Raw genomic sequence first — 17506 nt, 5'->3', positions numbered from 1 at the left:
GGAGAAAAGGGATGTTTTCGATTTTAGATCGCTATATTGGTAAAACTATAATAAGTACAATCGGACTTTGCCTGTTTTTATTAATCAGCCTATCGGGCATTATCCGTTTTATCGATCAGCTTAGAAAAATTAAAGTTGATTATGATGCTTTTTCTGTCGGTATGTATACATTGTTAATGGTGCCTAAAGATTTGGAAATATTTTTTCCAATGGCGGCACTGTTAGGCGCGTTAATCGGCTTAGGTATTTTGGCGTCCCGTAGCGAACTTATCGTTATGGAAACATCGGGATTTAGTCGTTTTAAAATTGCTTTGGCGGTAATGAAAACCGCACTACCCTTAGTTATTTTAACCATGGCTATCGGTGAATGGGTCGCACCCATTAGCGAACAAACCGCACGCAATATGCGTTCAGAAAAGCTTTATGGCAATTCGTTAATGGCTGAACAAGGCAGTTTATGGGCTAAAGACGGTAATGATTATGTGTATATCGGTCATGTTAATAATGACAGTTCGATAGCCAATATTGATATCTATTCAGTGGGTAACAATAAATTGCTCTCGATAACCCATGCGGTTAGCGGTGTGTTTAAAGACGGTGTTTGGACGTTAAATCAACTTGAAAAGAATGATTTAACTAATCCAAATCAGATCACCAATGTCAATATGCTCTCAATGGAGTGGAAAACCAATATTACGCCCGATAAATTGAGCATTGTGGCTTTCGATCCCGATTCTTTGTCTGCTTCCGGTCTTTATCAATATTCCCAATATTTAAAAAGCTCCGGTCAAGACACCAAATATTATGATCTGCTGTTTTGGAAAAAGATGATTAAACCTGTTTCTGTAGCCGTTATGATGCTATTGGCTTTATCGTTTATATTTGGTCCTTTACGTAGTGTATCTATGGGGATTAGGGTGATTATTGGGATTAGCTTTGGATTCTTGTTCTATATTGCCGACAATCTTTTTGCGCAAATTAGTATTGTTTGGGGCGTCTATCCGGTGGTTGGCTCGCTTCTAACCAGTTTGATCTTCCTGATAATCAGTTACATCTTATTTAAGCGAAAAAACTAAGTTAAATTTTACTAGTGGAAGAATTTAAGGTTAGTTTGCTTATTACTCTAATTTTGGTATTTCCCCCCTCCTATCACCCAATGAGAGCATGATAGGAGGCGGGTTGGCTAGCTATTTAAATAGATGCAGATATTCGCCATAACCTTTTGCTTCTAACTCATCTTTCGGAATAAACCGCAACGCAGCAGAGTTAATGCAATAGCGTAAACCACCTAACGTTTTTGGACCGTCGTTAAAGACATGCCCCAGATGCGAATCGGCTTGCTGTGATCTCACCTCTATGCGGCGCATACCGTAGCTGTTATCCTCTTTTTCGATGATACTGTCATTGTTGATTGGCTTAGCAAAACTTGGCCAACCACAGCCAGAATCAAATTTATCTGACGAAGTAAACAGTGGTTCACCCGATACCACATCAACGTAAAGCCCTTCTTGATGATTGTCATTAAACTCGTTTTCAAATGGCGGCTCTGTCCCATTTTGTTGAGTGACATGATATTGCATAGGACTTAGCGCTGAAACGGCTTTTTCTTTCAATAATTTATTCATAACCCACCTATCTTACGCAACTTAATTAATATGAATTAACTTAGGATCGTTAATCGCCTTATAACATCGATTGCAAAGCCTTATCTTTAACCCAAAAATAGTGATATAAAGCCCCGGCAATGTGTAACATCACTAATATGGCTAACAAATACGATCCCACTATATGAACAGAGTGAAAAAATCCATATAACCCATTGGGCATAGGTATAGCCGGTATGGAGATGAGGCCAAACACATTCAAAGCACGGCTACTCATAAGATACCCGGATAAGGGTAATATAAATAATAGAATATAAAGAAATCCTTGAGTTGATTTGGCTAAAATGCGTTGTAATTTCTTATTTTTAGGTAAGACATCCGGCACGCCGTCTTTACTAATGACAATCACACGCCATACGGTAAATAGGAAAACCACGACCCCTAGCGATTTATGCCATAAATAGATATTAGCCATACCACCTAAAATAGGTGACAATGTCACTTTGAAGATTAATAACGCAACGACAATGACCACCAGTAACGCTGATAACCAATGGATCGTTTTTTGTTTACTGCTATATTGTGGATATTTCTGCATTGTTTTTTTTCACTCTCATCTATTTTTATCAGCCCAATTTTTCGAGATAAAGGGTGCTCGACCCGATAACTGGTAATAACGATTATAATGTTCCGGTCGCTTTTTATAGTAATCTTGATGATATTCTTCTGCCGGATAGAATGCAACAGCCGGTTCGATTGCGACATTGATTGGTTGGGAAAAACGTTTGCTGGCAATTAATTTTTGTTTAGACTCTAAAGCCAGTTTATGTTGTGAAGGTGTATGATAAAAGATAACCGGGCGATAAGAGTCACCCCGATCAGCAAACTGCCCATTGGCATCGGTTGGGTCAATTTGTTGCCAAAATATATCAAGCAAGGCTTGATAGGTGATTTTGTTCGGATCAAATGTGATTTCTACCGCTTCAGTATGGCCGGATGTTCCCTGACAAACTTGCTCATAAGTCGGATTAGGCACATGCCCGCCGGTATAACCAGAGACAACACTTATTACCCCCTCATATTTGTCAAACGGCTTAACCATACACCAAAAACAGCCGCCGGCAAATGTTGCTTTTTCATATTTTTGCATAAAGACCTCCGATAAAATAACTCATACCTTTTGAAATTAACGTTATCAGACTACTTTTATCATTCTAACTTTTCTTTTAAGCAATAATCCTCACTTGAAATTGTATAAATTATCACCATATTGATATTCAATATTCCTACACTGGAGGATTTGAATATGGCTAGTGGTTGGGCATCTGATGATGCTGTAAATCAACAAATTGAAGGTACCATTGCTGATGCTATCGAAAACGTTAGACGTCATTTAAACCAAAATACAAAGAGTGCCGATTTTTGTATTGAATGTGGTGAGCCTATTCCCGAAGCACGCAAACAAGCGCTACCGGGTGTTCAATATTGCTTATCTTGTCAGCAAGAAATCGATAAACAAATTAGCAAAACCGCTACATTATATAATCGACGTGGCAGTAAAGATAGCCAATTGCGTTAGTATCTATGGATAGCAAGGTGGTTAACAATCCAAATCACCTTGCTACTTCATCTTATTGTACCAGTGATGTTATTTATTCGCCTCGCCATTACGCACTGAATCATATGGATAAATCAGAAATTTGTTATCAAACCATTCCGCACAAAAGATGTCTTCAATCTTATCATAACCCTGTTTTTTGATTTCACTTTTCACCCAATCTTCAGATTTTTTTAGCTGTTCCAGATTATCATGACTGATTCCACCATTTTCGATAATCAATACCGCTATATCTTTTTCACCTTTCTTGATAATGGTTAATGAGCCATTTAATTCATACCAAACTTGTTTTAGCTGATCAAAAGAGGAGATACCTTGAATATTGACTAAGGTCTCAAAGTCTCTGACCGGTAAATTAGCTTTGATAAAGTTATCACTCAATAGATTGCCGTTTTTCACCAATTGAATTGGCTCACCGTCAATGGCATCACGCAAACGGGAATTTTTTGATTTAATAAAGCGAATCAATATTAATAATCCCGCCCAAATGGCAACTAATCCAGCCGATTCCCATGCAGAAACTGTTGGACTTAATAACGCTCCCCCGACTAACGCACCGATAACCATGCTACCGACCTGATCTAACTGAGACATTGGCGCTATTTGGCTTTTTCCGGATAATTTGACATAGATAAGTAATATTATTAAAGCTAACAAAAATTTTGGCGCCATTGATAATAAATACATGTCCTACCTCCAAGCTAAGATTTTATTATTCATTCCCGATAAATATGTTTTTAGAAAGATATGTACTGATATATGGAACAATAAAAATATGTGCAAATTGGAATATATTTAGTCACGATAAAATCAATCTATTGTTGCTGACGATTTTAAGCGCTGTAAGATCAGTTAGAACAGAAAACTTCTTTATTTTACACGAATTTGGATATTTTAAAATATCCTACTTACAATAGATATTGATTATATTGATGATAAATGCAGGTCAGTCGGAATTTTAATTAGATAAGTAAAATGATTTTATCGACGGTTAAAAATCATCAATTTATCGCTTTAATGGTTAAATAATTCCTGTCACAAGTTTTTTGTCGAAATCAACGTAAAAAATATAGCGAGCGGTCATAACGGGTTAAAAACTAGCTATTACGATTAGAAACAGGCATAATAGCTTTATCCTTATGGTAGTAAATCAGCTACTACATACCCTCAAGGGTGTATAAATAATTATCCTATCAACATCTGTCTTATTGAATTTTAATCTTTTTTTAACACATTTAATTAATCGTTTTTTAATATTCTTTGTATGATTTTAATAAGGGGTACAGATTATGAAAAACAAGCAATTAGTTGAAAACTTCTTTAAAGATGTATTTATCAATGGCGATGTAGAGAAAATTAAACATTACGTCGCTGAAAACTATATTCAACACAATCCTCAAGTTAAAAATGGTTTAGACGGTTTTACTGAATTTTTTAAGTCTTATATTAAAAGTAAACCAAAATTTGATGTGATTAATATTAGTTGTGAAGCCGATATGGTTTATGTTTTTTATAAAACCACCATGCCCGATGGCTCGATTAGTAAAGTTTGTGATATTTACCGTGTTGAAAATAATAAAATTGCGGAACATTGGGATGTGATTGAATCGCATGTCGAAAAAATTAAATCGGTCAATCATAACAGTGTATTTTAGAAACAGGATTGCTAAAACAGATTTTTAAATCTCGCCTTTCGTGGAAGTTTACTTTGACATAAGCTTCCACGAAACCATGCGCAATTAGCTAACTATCAGTAAATATTATCGGTGTTTCTAAAGTACTTTAAGCTTCTGTCAAAACAGAGGTTTAGCAAGCAATAAACCAGATATTTTAATAATACTTGCAGCCTAATAAAGCCAAATACCTCAATCAATTCCTGTATTTTTATTTAACATCTAAACGAATTTGAAGTTTCACTGCTTGTTTAGCAAATCATTTAATTTACTAGCCAATAGATCTTGAACTAAGTGTTAAGGTAAAAAATAGCAATTTATTTCAGGTATTTAACCTAACACATGGTAAACAACACACCTTAAAGGTACTGTTTGAAAACTAATTAAGGTTGATTGATACGGTCGTTATAACATTCGACTGCTTGATTATAATGTTCGACCATATACGTTGTTACCGCACGCGGATTATTTCTGATAGCGCGATAATCACCAATAAAATCTTCTAAATATCTTATCATCGAGCTAAATCCTACAATATTTCTACCGTTTTTTTCAGCAATTTGTAGCTCATTTTGTAGCTTGTCGAGTCTGTCCTCTAACAGCGCTAAATATTCATTGGCTTTAGTGATTTTTTCTTTATCCTGAAAATCTTCAAGATAGTCAAATTGCGCTAAGATTTGTTCGCCATAATTTAAACACTCTTCTGCATAAAGTTCTAAGGTTCGACCCTGCTTTTTAAATAACTCCAGACTTAATTTACTTTGCTCATATGCCAACTGTTGGACAGAGGCAGAAAATTGATTATAAAGTTGGTTTGCTTTTAAATAATCTGGCGTAAAAGTCGCCATTAACTCTTTTCCTTTTGCCCCATTATCATCTTCAAAACGTCTGGTGGAGTTATATTTTTCCAGTTCAGCCCAAATCGGTAAAAGCTCATCTAGCGTTGCGATTAGATTACGAGCATGAGTATCTACCGGTTCAATCGGAATCGGATTTTTAGTTAAAGTGGCAATCAAGCTTTGGCGTAACCTTTCGTAACCTCTGGAGTTTAAAAGCAGTGAGGATTCAATAACGCGATAGTTCTTATTTTCAATCCCCTGCTTTATTTTCTCTACCCTATCAGACCAAACCGATAAACCAGCACTTAGGCGTCTACTGTGCTGGTTTGTCGCATCGATATAGTTAGATACTTTCTGAGTTATTTGATACGCTTTTTGTTCTTCAGTTAAATTAGCTGTTGCTGTTGCCGTTGTTTGAGCTGGCTCCACAATCTTTTGAGTATCAAGTTTAACAATATTAGTAATGTTGTCCTGTTGTTTAGTATTTTCAACGTCTTGTTTAATATTTGCGTCGCTTTGTTTAGTATTTACGACATTTGGTTCGGTGTTTACGACTGCATTATCATCAAAAGAATCATCAGATAAATTGATATCATAAGAATTAATTGAAGTTGACACATTAGATTTTTCCGAAACATCATTATTATCACCTTCATCACAACCAGTCAAAGCCAGCACATTAATCACTAATGCTAATAATAATTTTTTTTCCAAAATCTTATCCTTTCAAGCGAATTAAAACTTAAGTTTTGCGTAAAGCATTTATTGTTTATTAGAATTATTGAAAATTCAAGTAGATTATTTTATAAACACTAATTATTTGTGATCCAGATCAGTAATCGGTGTTTTTTGTCGTGCATAAATTTGGATTTTCTCGAATGTTTTGAGAAAACTAGTACAACTGGCAGTTAGCTCGGTTAACGTTTAGGAGATTAAGTAAGGCTTGTTAATTGGAGCGGGAAACGAGGTTCGAACTCGCGACCTCAACCTTGGCAAGGTTGCGCTCTACCAACTGAGCTATTCCCGCATAAGAGATGATTAATAATGGTGCCCGGGGCGAGACTTGAACTCGCACGGCCAAAAAGGCCGAGGGATTTTAAATCCCTTGTGTCTACCGATTTCACCACCCGGGCTCAAAACTTATTACGTAAGGTAATTCGCTTTGAATGCTGTGCATTTTACCTATCTAAATTTCAACGTCAATAAAAAAATGAAAATAATTGATTAACTGCTCAATGTTTGTCTGATTTGGCCTCTATTCAACCTTGTTTTGATTTAATATCGTTTTTTGAGCATATCATTATTTGGCGAAGCACCAAACTGGCGTTTGTATTCTCGACTAAACTGTGACTGGCTTTCGTAGCCGACTTGAAAGGCGACCGATTTCACATCTTTGCCTTCTTGAAGCATAAGGCGTTCAGCTTCATATAAACGTAACTGTTTTTGAAATTGTAAGGGACTTAGAGTTGTGACTTGACGAAAATGGCGATGAAAGGTTGAGCTCGACATATTCACTAACTTTAATAAGGTATCAACGTCAAGTGGCCGAGTGTAGTTGTTGCGTAGCCAGTTAATCGCTTTGGCTATCTGCTTAAGGTTTGCCCCTTTTAGATTGGAAAATCGTAGACTTTGACCCAATGGACTGTTAAGCAAATAATAATGAAGTTCTTTGATAAGCAGTGGCGCAATAAAGCCTATACTTTGGGGCTGTTCGAGCAACTCAATTAGGCGCAAAAACGTATCAATAATTTGATGTGTTGCTGTAGAGACGACCACCGCTGATGTGGGTTTATTTGTCGCTAAGTCAGGTTTTATTGCCATTTCGCTAAGTAATTGACTGATGATGTGCTTATCAAGTTTTATTGATATTGAAATAAAAGGATCTTTTGGCGTAGCGCGCGAAATATGAAATACTCCCGGCAGATCGACGCCAACAACCATACATTGGCCTTGACCATAATTGAATGTTTGATTTCCTATCATAGACCGCTTATGCCCCTGCACGACCATGGCAATCATTGGATGATAAAAACAGCTTTCAGGTGGTCTGTCATGGTCATAACGAGATATCATTAATCCCGGAATATCTGTGGAGAGTCGAGCTTGTTGCGGTAGTAGTTGCAAAATCTTCTGTTTTAAATAAGCATGCGTTTGTACCAACCGATCGTTATGCATTTCCCCCCCTTTGCCTCTCAGCTTTATGTTTTAGATCTTATTATCAAGCCAATTAAACGTTTAGTTGCCATAATTAATTTATTGATGACGTTAAGCAGCAACTATTTGTTGTTGCCATTGGTTAATCTATTTAATAGCAGGTGGTGAACAAAAGATAACATGATAAAGCATGCATTCGAAGATCTGATCTTTTCAAATCTATGCACAAAACAATCATTCAATTTGAGTATGTCACAGCTTGATTAATTTCAATCGGATAAGATCAACCTATTTAAAGTTACAAATGAATAAACCTAATAGATTAATTTAAATCAATAATAATCTTTCAGCGTTAACTTAATTAATATGGATAAATCAGCTACAGAAACACATGGTTTCTGAGCCTTTGGTAAGATAAGAAGAGAAAAAGAATACTACACGCTAAAAGATGATCCACAGCCACAAGTTGTTGTTGCATTGGGATTATCAACAACAAAACGCGATCCTTGTAGACCTTCAACATAATCAATCGTTCCACCAACTAAGTATTGTAAACTCATTGGGTCAATAACTAGTGAAACGCCATTTTTTTCGATCGATAGATCATCTTCGTTTACTTTTTCATCAAAAGTAAAACCATACTGAAACCCACTACAACCACCGCCAGTGATGTAGACACGTAATTTTAGATTAGGGTTTTCTTCTTCTGTGACTAGTGATTTAACTTTATTTGCAGCAGCATCAGTAAAGTTAATCGGTAAAGCATCGCTCATTTGATTCTCCTAATAGTTATACTGTCACATTATATACTGTTGGCAAATGAAAATACAAAATGAAAACTTCTATCAGATAAATTTATTAAAGCTTGCTTGAATTAAATTCAATTTTATGAATAAATACATCAACCTTTTCTTTAGAGAATGCCAATATCATGCAAAATACTTTAAAATCTGAAAAGCTTTATCATCAAGCATTATCCTTTATGCCGGGCGGTGTAAATTCGCCAGTTCGGGCTTTTAACGGTGTTGGTGGTACGCCAATATTTATTGAGCGGGCTGACGGTGCTTATATTTATGATGTCGATGAAAAAGCCTATATTGATTATGTCGGCTCTTGGGGTCCAATGATTTTAGGTCACAATGATCCGGATGTGGCTAACGCAGTTATTAAGGCTGTTCATCAAGGTCTGAGCTATGGCGCCCCCACGGAAATTGAAACAAAGGTTGCTGATCTTGTCACCCAGTTAATGCCGTCAATTGAGATGTTACGTATGGTCAACTCCGGTACAGAAGCCACCATGAGCGCAATTCGCGTTGCTCGTGGTTTTACCGGTCGAGATAAAATTATCAAATTTGAAGGCTGCTATCATGGTCATGCGGATTATTTATTAGTTAAGGCCGGTTCCGGCGCCCTTACCTTTGGTCATCCAACATCGCCAGGTGTTCCGCATGATTTTGTTAAACATACTTTAGTTTGTGATTATAATGATTTAGCCTCCGTCGAGCGCCAATTTGAACAACATCCGGATGATATTGCAGCCATCATTATTGAGCCAGTAGCCGGTAATATGAACTGCGTACCGGCCAAAAAAGAATTTTTACATGGTTTGCGATCGTTATGTGACAAATATGGCGCTTTGTTAATTATTGATGAAGTGATGACAGGATTTAGAGTTGCATTAGGCGGAGCGCAAGAGTATTACGATATCACCCCGGATTTAACCTGTTTAGGCAAAATTATTGGTGGAGGAATGCCAGTTGGCGCATTTGGCGGTCGAGCGGAAATAATGCAACAATTAGCGCCGACAGGTCCAATCTATCAAGCCGGCACCCTTTCCGGCAATCCGGTAGCAATGGCTGCGGGATATGCAACTTTAAACAAATTGAACGATGTGGGGATTTATCAACAATTAGCGGATAAAACAGCATCACTGGTTAACGGGCTGTCAGATGTCGCCCGGAAACATAATATACCATTAGTAACCAATCATGTGGGCGGTATGTTTGGCTTATTCTTTACAACTGCTTTAGAAGTAACCTGTTATCAAGATGTTATGCAATGTAATGTTGAAATATTCAAAAAATTCTATCATCATATGCTATCTGAGGGTGTTTATTTTGCTCCTTCAGCATTTGAAGCAGGTTTCATGTCACTTATGCATACAGATAGAGAAATTAATCACACCATTGATGCGGCAAGTCGTTTTTTTAGTAATATTAAATGAATTAATGACACAGAGTTTTTAATACCAAATAGAGATTAAAATTTTAAACTATTAACATAGGTAATAATTTATGGTTAATCCACTAAAAGAAGGTGAAAAAGCACCTCAATTTTCTTTACCAGATCAAGATGGGGAGCTAATAAGTTCTAAAGATTTTAAAGGTCAACGTATTTTAATCTATTTTTATCCCAAAGCTATGACGCCTGGTTGTACTATTCAGGCTTGTAATTTACGTGACAGTTCTGATGAATTGAAAAAATATGATGTCGTTGTTATTGGCATTAGTACCGATAAACCGGAAAAGTTGTCACGTTTTGCAGATAAAGAGTTATTAAACTTTACCCTTCTTTCAGATGAAAATCATGAAGTCTGTCAAGCATTTGGTACTTGGGGGGAAAAGGAATTCATGGGGAAAACCTATGACGGTATTCATCGAATCAGTTTTTTAATTGGTAAAGACGGTAAAATAGAAAAAGTCTTCGACAATTTTAAAACCGCTGATCATCATACCGTTGTGTTAGATTATCTTAAATCGCACGCAAAATAGCATCTTATTGCATCACGAATGATAAAGCAGATTAGCCCACTAATCTGCTTTTATTTTTTGATTAATCTTATGGATTTCTTCAGGATTTGGCCAAGCATTAATAATGGCTTTTACTAATGTCGCTAACGGTATTGCGAAAAAGACCCCCCAAAATCCCCACAAACCACCAAAAATAATTACCGCTAAAATGATCACTAATGGGTGCAAATTAAGTTTTTCCGAGAAGAGATAAGGTACTAATAAATTACCGTCTAAAGCTTGAATAAGCACATAGAAGAACATTAAATAGCCAAATTGAGCAGTCAGCCCCCATTGGAACAAGGCGATTAAAACGACCGGAATACTGGAAATAATAATTCCGATATAAGGGATTAAAACTGATAAACCAACGCCCACAGCCAATAACAAGCCATAATCCAGCCCAAAATACCAAAACGGAATATAAACGCTAATGGTTAAAATAAGGATATGTAAAACATTACCGACGATATAATTTGATATTTGCATATCCATTTCAGAAGCAACTTTATTTAAAACTGTTCTATTTTTTGGCAATATCACTGAGCAGTAACCCCAAATTTTAGTTTTATCTTTCAGTAAGAAAAACATAATAATTGGGATTAAAACAGCATTAATCGCGACTGAAACTAAGCTAAACAAAGAAACAATTGAAAATTGTAAAAGCGAATTACCGGTTTGGACAAATTTACTGGTGATACCTTGAATAATTGAATCAAACAATCCTACATCAATCAGTTCCGGATAGTGTTCCGGTAGCGAGGTCAGTAAGTTATTAACAAAATTAAGCATGTTAGGGATATTGGTGATTAAGCTGATACTTTGTTGCCAAATTAAGGGAACTAAAATCATAAATCCAGCTAACACCAGCATCACAAATACTAATAAAACAATGATGACTGCAAACGTGCGTGGTATATTCTTTTTATGTAAATAATTGACCGGTCTATCAAGTAGATATGACAACACGATAGCAATTAGAACGGGCAAAAGAATTTTATGAAAGAAGTAGATTATAAAAAATAAAATCAGGATAACAAACATTAACGATACAACATGGGGATCGCTAAATCGTTTTTTATACCATTGCATAAACATTTTAAACATCTACAAACTCCTATTTTGTAAATAATTTTTATTATTATTTAATTATCTTTATTTTTTTATGCCGCCTAATATACCACGACTAATTTGCCGACCAACATTATTTATTATCTGTCTGGTTGCGCTTTTGGCTACTTGTTGAACAACGCCGTCATGTTGCCCACCTTTTGGGCCATTCCAACCAAAAAATAGCGAACGAAGAAAATCGACCACACCACCATGATTGTTCTGTTGATCGGTGTTAGCCTCATCAGCATTGGTATTTGGTTCATTAGTATTCGCGTTAGCAACTCCGTTAACGTTAAATCCATCCTTAATTTTTTCGTAAGCGGATTGACGATCAATCGTTTGCGAATATTTATTATAAAATGGCGATTGATGAATAATAGCTAATTGGTCATCTAAAGGCATTGGTCCCATTTTTGAGCCCGGGGCAATAATAAATCCACGTTCAACCATATTGGGGCGCCCTTTTTCATCGAGAAACGAGATTAAAGCTTCACCAACACCTAAGTCCATTATGGCTTTTTCGGTATCGAAATTTGGATTAGTCCGCATAGTTTGCGCTGCAACTTTAACTATTTTTTGATCTTTAGGGGTGAAGGCACGTAAGGCGTGTTGTACTCGATTGCCTAACTGCCCAAGTACAGTATCGGGGATATCGGTCGGATTTTGGGTAGCAAAATAGACGCCAACGCCTTTTGAACGAATTAAACGAACAACTTGTTCAATTTTTTCTAATAAAGCCGGTGAAATATCATTAAATAGCAGGTGGGCTTCATCAAAAAAGAATACCAATTTCGGTTTATCCAAATCGCCTACTTCTGGCAGATGTTCAAACAGTTCGGAAAGTAACCATAGTAAGAACACCGAATATAATTTTGGTGAATTATATAACTTGTCAGCTGCCAGTATATTGATAACACCATGACCTTGTGCATCCACTTGCAGCAAATCGGCGATATCTAACATTGGTTCGCCTAAGAAATATTCTGCGCCCTCTTGTTCAAGGGTCAATAAGCCCCGTTGGATAGCACCAATTGATGATGAGGAGATATTACCGTATTGAGTTATGAATTTTTTAGCATTATCGCCGACAAATTGAACGAGTGTGCGTAGATCTTTAAAATCGATCAATAATAAGCCATTATCGTCAGCAATTTTAAATACCAGTTGTAAAACGCCGGATTGTATATCATTAAGATTTAATAATCGAGCCAGTAACACCGGGCCAATATCAGACACCGTACTACGAACAGGTATCCCTTTTTCACCAAAAACATCCCATAATGCAATAGGCGATGCAATAGGAGACCAATCTTTAACGCCAATGTTTTCTAACCGAGATTGCAATTTTTCGGTTAATTCACCTTTTAAGCCAATGCCGGTTAGATCGCCTTTTACATCAGCTAAAAAAACAGGAACGCCAATTTGTGAAAAACTCTCAGCCATTTTTTGCAAAGTCACCGTTTTACCTGTACCAGTTGCACCGGTAATTAAACCATGACGGTTAGCTAATGAAGCAAGAATATAAAGATCTTTGCCATTACTTTTGGCAATAACAATTGATTCACTCATGGGTTAAATCCTCATAAAAATTGCTATTAAAACAATTGAGAATATTGTAAGCTGAAACAGTAATAACTGCTAATGTTATTATTTTCACTCACCTGATTAAGGAGTAGCTATGTTTCCTGAATACCGCGATTTAATTTCTAAATTAAAAAATACTGATTTACGTTTTCAAAAACTGTTTGCTGAACATAATGAACTGGATCAAAAAATTAAAAATATTGAATCTGGCATTGCTGTTGATACATCTGAATCGATTGAGACGCTAAAAAAGCTTAAGCTTAAATTGAAAGATCAGCTCTATGAAATACTGAAAAAAGCCTCATCATAGAAGGTTTGTTTATTGTAATAATGCACCCACCATTATAGTAAAGTTTATTCGTGCATTAAATAGAGTGAAAACTGGTTTATGTTTAATTGACTTTGTTGATATTTAAAAAACCCCACATCAGGGGTTTTTTAATCATTAATATAATAAAATATAAATTTTAACTGATTATTTAATACGTTTCTCTTGCGCTTTTCTTTGTTTGCGATTTTTAATGAGTACGATTAAATTTTTATGTGGTGTTTTCATTTTTGATTCCTTTTATCGTTATTGTTATAGATGAAAATAGTAAGCTACAAAGCAATTAGTTTTGATTTGTGCTTAAAACTTGTCGGGTCGTAATCAAAAATTATCTTTTTGTAAGTTAAGATAACTTTAACATAAAACCTCGTTTTTTGATATATTTAAGTTTATTTAGGTAAGCAACCATGTCACTTACCTAATGTTTCACAGTATTTAGAACCATTGTCCGAAACGTTTAATATAAATTCGTTTCATCAATTGAGCCACAACACAATAACTGAGTAAAGTGGCGATCAACCATGGGAAATAGGACCATGGCAACGGTTCAAGACCAATCAGACTTCCCATTGGTGAGAACGGAATATAGATCCCTACTGCCATAATTAGCATTGTCATCACAATGACCGGGAAAGCAGCGGTACTTTGAATAAATGGAATTTTTTGGGTCCGTAACATATGTACAACTAATGTTTGTGACAATAAACCTTCGATAAACCACCCGGAATGGAATAGCGATTGTGCTTCAACACTATTTGCACCAAATACAAACCACATTAACGCATAAGTAGTAATATCAAAAATAGAGGATGTTGGACCAATCCAAATCATAAATCTTTTGATATTTTGTGCATCCCATTTACGTGGTTTTTGTAAAAACTCATCATCCATTTTGTCCCATGGTAATGATAGTTGTGAAATATCATACAAGAGGTTTTGAATTAATAGATGAATCGCCAACATTGGTAAAAATGGTAAAAAAGCACTGGCAACTAACACTGAGAAAATATTTCCAAAGTTAGAACTTGCCGTCATATTTAAGTACTTCATGATATTACCAAAGGTTTCACGACCACAAACCACGCCTTGTTCTAAAACCATTAAGCTTTTTTCCAGCAGGATAATATCGGCCGATTCTTTGGCGATATCGGTTGCGGTATCGACCGATATTCCCACATCAGCATCTCTTAATGCCGGTGCATCATTAATACCGTCGCCTAAAAAACCTACTGTATGACCATTTTCTTGTAATAAACGTATAATGCGTGATTTTTGTAACGGTGTTAATTTAGCAAAAATCGTGCGCTGTTCAATTTGCTCTTTAAGTTGAGCATCATCCATTTTCTCAATTTCAGCGCCTAACAGTGGTACGCCTGGTTCAAGTCCTACTTCACGGCATACTTTAATTGTGATAATTTCATTATCACCTGTTAACACTTTTACCCCAACACCATGTTCATTTAATGCAGATATAGCCTCGTAAGCACTCTCTTTCGGTGGATCGAGGAAAGTAAGGAAACCACGAATTGCTAACGCTTTTTCATCTTGAACACTGTATTGGTCTTTAGCATCATGACCATCGATATCTTTCACACCAACGGCTAACACTCTAAAACCATCTCGATTGTAATTATGCGCAAGTTCAATTAACGCTTGTTTACGTTCTTCGTTTAATGGTAGATATTGACCATTTTCATAAACGTAACTGGATATTGAAAGCATCTCTTCAACGGCGCCTTTACAGATCATTAAATGGTTGTCCCCGCCATTTTGTACAACGACAGACAAGCGACGTCGAACAAAGTCAAACGGTAACTCGTCGATTTTTTTGTATAGTCCAACACCTACTTTTTTGACGTTGGTCTTTTCGTTAGCAAAACGGATGATAGCTTTATCCATTAAGTTTTTCATGCCGCTTTGATAATAGCTATTTAACCATGCAAGCTCTAATACGCTTGGATCTAATTGTCCGTTGATATCTAGATGATGTTCTAAGATAATTTTATCTTGTGTTAATGTACCGGTTTTATCAGTACATAAAATGTCCATGGCGCCAAAGTTTTGTATCGCATTTAAACGTTTAACAACGACTTTACGTTTTGCCATTCCAACTGCACCTTTAGCTAGATTGGCACTGACAATCATTGGTAACATTTCAGGTGTTAAACCAACCGCAACAGCAAGTGCAAATAGCGCAGCTTCGCCCCAGTCACCTTTGGTAAATCCATTAATTAAAAGCACAATCGGTACCATAACGAGCATAAAACGGATAAGTAACCAACTTACACTATTTACCCCTCGATCGAATGAGGTCTCAGCGCGAGAGCCAACAATCGATTTAGCTAATGATCCAAAATGGGTATCAGAGCCGGTTGCCACAACAATAGCCGTTGCTGTACCACTCACCACATTTGTGCCCATAAAACAGACATTATTGACATCAAGTATATTATCTTTTGATATTTCAGATGAATTAACTTCATCAGATGTTTTTTGTGTCACCGCTCCCAATGTGTCATATTTTTCAACGGGTATAGATTCACCTGTTAATACTGCTTGGCTAACAAATAGATCGCGTGACTCGATTAATCGAATATCAGCCGGTATCATATCTCCGGCAGATAAATAGACAATATCACCCGGTACTATCTCATTAAGTGGTACTTCATAGCGTTCAGGGTTCATATCTTTATGCGGTCGTCTTAACACAGTTGCCGTTGTACGAATCATAGATTTCAATGCTTCAGCCGCTTTGTTTGATCTGAACTCCTGCCAAAATCTTAATAATCCACTAAGGGTAACCATTATTAAAATAATAAAAATACCTGTAACATCGGTTTCTTCACCTTTTTGTAGTGGTAACCAATAATCCGTCACAAAGCTTACGATAGCTAATACAAGTAAAACAAATATAAAGGGATTATTAAATGCCATAAGTAACTGCATAAAAGCACTTGGGACTTTTTCTCTGGCAACTTCATTTTTGCCATATGTTTCAATGCGAGCTTGAGCATTTTCTTGCGTCAATCCGGACAGGCTTGACTGAAATTTAGCTAAAATAGTTTCTAAGCTATTTTGAGCTTCATCGAGTGCTTTAACCCCTAAATTGTTTTCTGCTTTAACTTTTGATGTGTTTTTAATCATCTTGCGTACCTATATCTAATCTTATTTTTAGATAAAAAAATCCTGCTCATCGTTGAGGTGACAACAATGAGTAATCGAAATGGGTAATTAATCTAAATTAAATGCAAAGCAAAACTAGCGATGTACGCTATTGCTGCACATACAATTAATTTAATGAAATAATTAATTAAGAATTAGATACAACTCGGCGGTTCTAATTGTTTTTGTGATAGATGTAAAATACACAGCATTAAAGTTTGTGCGCATTTAAGTTTTGAGTTTGTGTGATAGCGTGTACAAAATTGCATATCGTTCACCGTTACCGTTTTTATCAATCTCGGCTTGTGAACTGAAAAAATGATTATTTAGACAGGTTCATTAACCGACAATGATTTGATTGAATTTATCGCCCCCGCAAATGGGGTGACCCGAATGAGTGTCCATATTTCTCCTGTAAATTGAACTCTACGCCTTGGATTTCAACTTTTCTTAACCCTCATTTTTAACCACCGTCATCGTTAAAAAAGTAAGAAAAGCTCGAAGGCGTGCAAGTTATACGCCTTTGAACGTAAGAAGTCAACCAATTAAATAAAAATGTAGAAGCATTTGCTTAAAAACAGCACTTATAGTTAGATAATACAAGCTTTCATGACAGAATCATTACAAGTTTTACTTAATTTC

16 protein-coding genes and 2 tRNA genes are annotated in these 17506 nt (G+C 36.1%); 6 read left to right on the top strand and 12 right to left on the bottom strand.

Annotation, left to right across the window (positions count from 1 at the left end; translation table 11 throughout):
- Positions 1 to 11: 11 nt before the first annotated feature.
- A complete protein-coding gene (gene lptG / locus J3U42_RS10365) occupies positions 12 to 1076 on the top strand; it encodes an LPS export ABC transporter permease LptG (protein ID WP_220219464.1) in 1065 nt (354 codons plus the stop codon).
- A gap of 111 nt (positions 1077 to 1187) precedes the next feature.
- Here lptG and msrB read toward each other — a convergent pair whose 3' ends face one another.
- The 3 genes from msrB to msrA are packed head-to-tail and all read right to left on the bottom strand — an operon-like array spanning position 1188 to position 2754.
- Complete coding sequence (gene msrB / locus J3U42_RS10360) at positions 1188 to 1625, bottom strand: peptide-methionine (R)-S-oxide reductase MsrB (RefSeq protein WP_294833120.1); 438 nt, start codon at positions 1623 to 1625, stop codon at positions 1188 to 1190.
- Between the two features lie 58 nt (positions 1626 to 1683).
- On the bottom strand, positions 1684 to 2202 hold the full coding sequence (locus J3U42_RS10355; protein ID WP_220219462.1) for a cytochrome b: 519 nt from the start codon (positions 2200 to 2202) through the stop codon (positions 1684 to 1686).
- Positions 2203 to 2217: 15 nt separating this feature from the next.
- Positions 2218 to 2754 (bottom strand): peptide-methionine (S)-S-oxide reductase MsrA, encoded by a 537-nt coding sequence (gene msrA / locus J3U42_RS10350; protein WP_267336401.1) that lies wholly within the window; start codon positions 2752 to 2754, stop codon positions 2218 to 2220.
- Positions 2755 to 2910: 156 nt separating this feature from the next.
- Between msrA and J3U42_RS10345 the strand changes: the two genes are divergently transcribed.
- Positions 2911 to 3183, top strand: coding sequence for a DksA/TraR family C4-type zinc finger protein (locus J3U42_RS10345; protein ID WP_220219460.1), 273 nt, complete (start codon positions 2911 to 2913; stop codon positions 3181 to 3183).
- 69 nt (positions 3184 to 3252) lie between these two features.
- Here the strand turns inward: J3U42_RS10345 and J3U42_RS10340 are convergent, their stop codons facing one another.
- Positions 3253 to 3909 carry a DUF421 domain-containing protein gene (locus J3U42_RS10340; protein ID WP_220219459.1) on the bottom strand — a complete coding sequence of 219 codons (657 nt, stop codon included), beginning with the start codon at positions 3907 to 3909 and terminating at the stop codon, positions 3253 to 3255.
- A 602-nt stretch (positions 3910 to 4511) separates the two neighbouring features.
- On the opposite strand from J3U42_RS10340, the gene J3U42_RS10335 reads away from it, so the two are divergent.
- Positions 4512 to 4877, top strand: coding sequence for an ester cyclase (locus tag J3U42_RS10335; protein ID WP_220219458.1), 366 nt, complete (start codon positions 4512 to 4514; stop codon positions 4875 to 4877).
- Positions 4878 to 5278: 401 nt separating this feature from the next.
- Here J3U42_RS10335 and J3U42_RS10330 read toward each other — a convergent pair whose 3' ends face one another.
- The 5 genes from J3U42_RS10330 to erpA all read right to left on the bottom strand — a co-directional run bounded on the left by J3U42_RS10330 (position 5279) and on the right by erpA (position 8661).
- Positions 5279 to 6448, bottom strand: a complete 1170-nt coding sequence (locus tag J3U42_RS10330; protein ID WP_220219457.1) for a DUF3829 domain-containing protein — start codon at positions 6446 to 6448, stop codon at positions 5279 to 5281.
- Positions 6449 to 6685: 237 nt separating this feature from the next.
- A tRNA-Gly gene (locus tag J3U42_RS10325) sits at positions 6686 to 6761 on the bottom strand.
- A gap of 18 nt (positions 6762 to 6779) precedes the next feature.
- Positions 6780 to 6867 (bottom strand) — tRNA-Leu (locus tag J3U42_RS10320).
- 142 nt (positions 6868 to 7009) lie between these two features.
- Positions 7010 to 7909 (bottom strand): AraC family transcriptional regulator, encoded by a 900-nt coding sequence (locus J3U42_RS10315; RefSeq protein ID WP_267336400.1) that lies wholly within the window; start codon positions 7907 to 7909, stop codon positions 7010 to 7012.
- Between the two features lie 413 nt (positions 7910 to 8322).
- The gene (erpA, locus tag J3U42_RS10310) at positions 8323 to 8661 is read right to left on the bottom strand and encodes an iron-sulfur cluster insertion protein ErpA (protein ID WP_220219455.1); all 339 of its coding nucleotides are present in this window, start codon (positions 8659 to 8661) and stop codon (positions 8323 to 8325) included.
- A gap of 158 nt (positions 8662 to 8819) precedes the next feature.
- Here erpA and hemL point away from each other — a divergent pair, with 158 nt between their 5' ends.
- Entirely contained in the window at positions 8820 to 10112 is a 1293-nt protein-coding gene (hemL, locus tag J3U42_RS10305; RefSeq protein ID WP_267336399.1) for a glutamate-1-semialdehyde 2,1-aminomutase, read from the top strand.
- 70 nt (positions 10113 to 10182) lie between these two features.
- Positions 10183 to 10659: a thioredoxin-dependent thiol peroxidase gene (bcp, locus tag J3U42_RS10300; protein ID WP_220219453.1), complete on the top strand. Its 477-nt coding sequence runs from the start codon at positions 10183 to 10185 to the stop codon at positions 10657 to 10659.
- A 39-nt stretch (positions 10660 to 10698) separates the two neighbouring features.
- Here bcp and J3U42_RS10295 read toward each other — a convergent pair whose 3' ends face one another.
- Entirely contained in the window at positions 10699 to 11784 is a 1086-nt protein-coding gene (locus J3U42_RS10295; RefSeq protein WP_220219452.1) for an AI-2E family transporter, read from the bottom strand.
- A 48-nt stretch (positions 11785 to 11832) separates the two neighbouring features.
- Positions 11833 to 13359 carry a helicase HerA-like C-terminal domain-containing protein gene (locus tag J3U42_RS10290; RefSeq protein ID WP_267336398.1) on the bottom strand — a complete coding sequence of 509 codons (1527 nt, stop codon included), beginning with the start codon at positions 13357 to 13359 and terminating at the stop codon, positions 11833 to 11835.
- 109 nt (positions 13360 to 13468) lie between these two features.
- On the opposite strand from J3U42_RS10290, the gene J3U42_RS10285 reads away from it, so the two are divergent.
- Entirely contained in the window at positions 13469 to 13684 is a 216-nt protein-coding gene (locus tag J3U42_RS10285; protein WP_220219450.1) for a YdcH family protein, read from the top strand.
- 453 nt (positions 13685 to 14137) lie between these two features.
- On the opposite strand, the gene mgtA is transcribed toward J3U42_RS10285, so the two are convergent.
- Positions 14138 to 16846, bottom strand: coding sequence for a magnesium-translocating P-type ATPase (mgtA, locus tag J3U42_RS10280; protein ID WP_267336397.1), 2709 nt, complete (start codon positions 16844 to 16846; stop codon positions 14138 to 14140).
- Between the last annotated feature and the right edge of the window lie 660 nt (positions 16847 to 17506).

The organism is Gilliamella sp. B2923 (assembly GCF_026536565.1).
Lineage (GTDB): Bacteria > Pseudomonadota > Gammaproteobacteria > Enterobacterales > Orbaceae > Gilliamella.
This window is presented reverse-complemented; position numbering and strand designations above follow the sequence as displayed.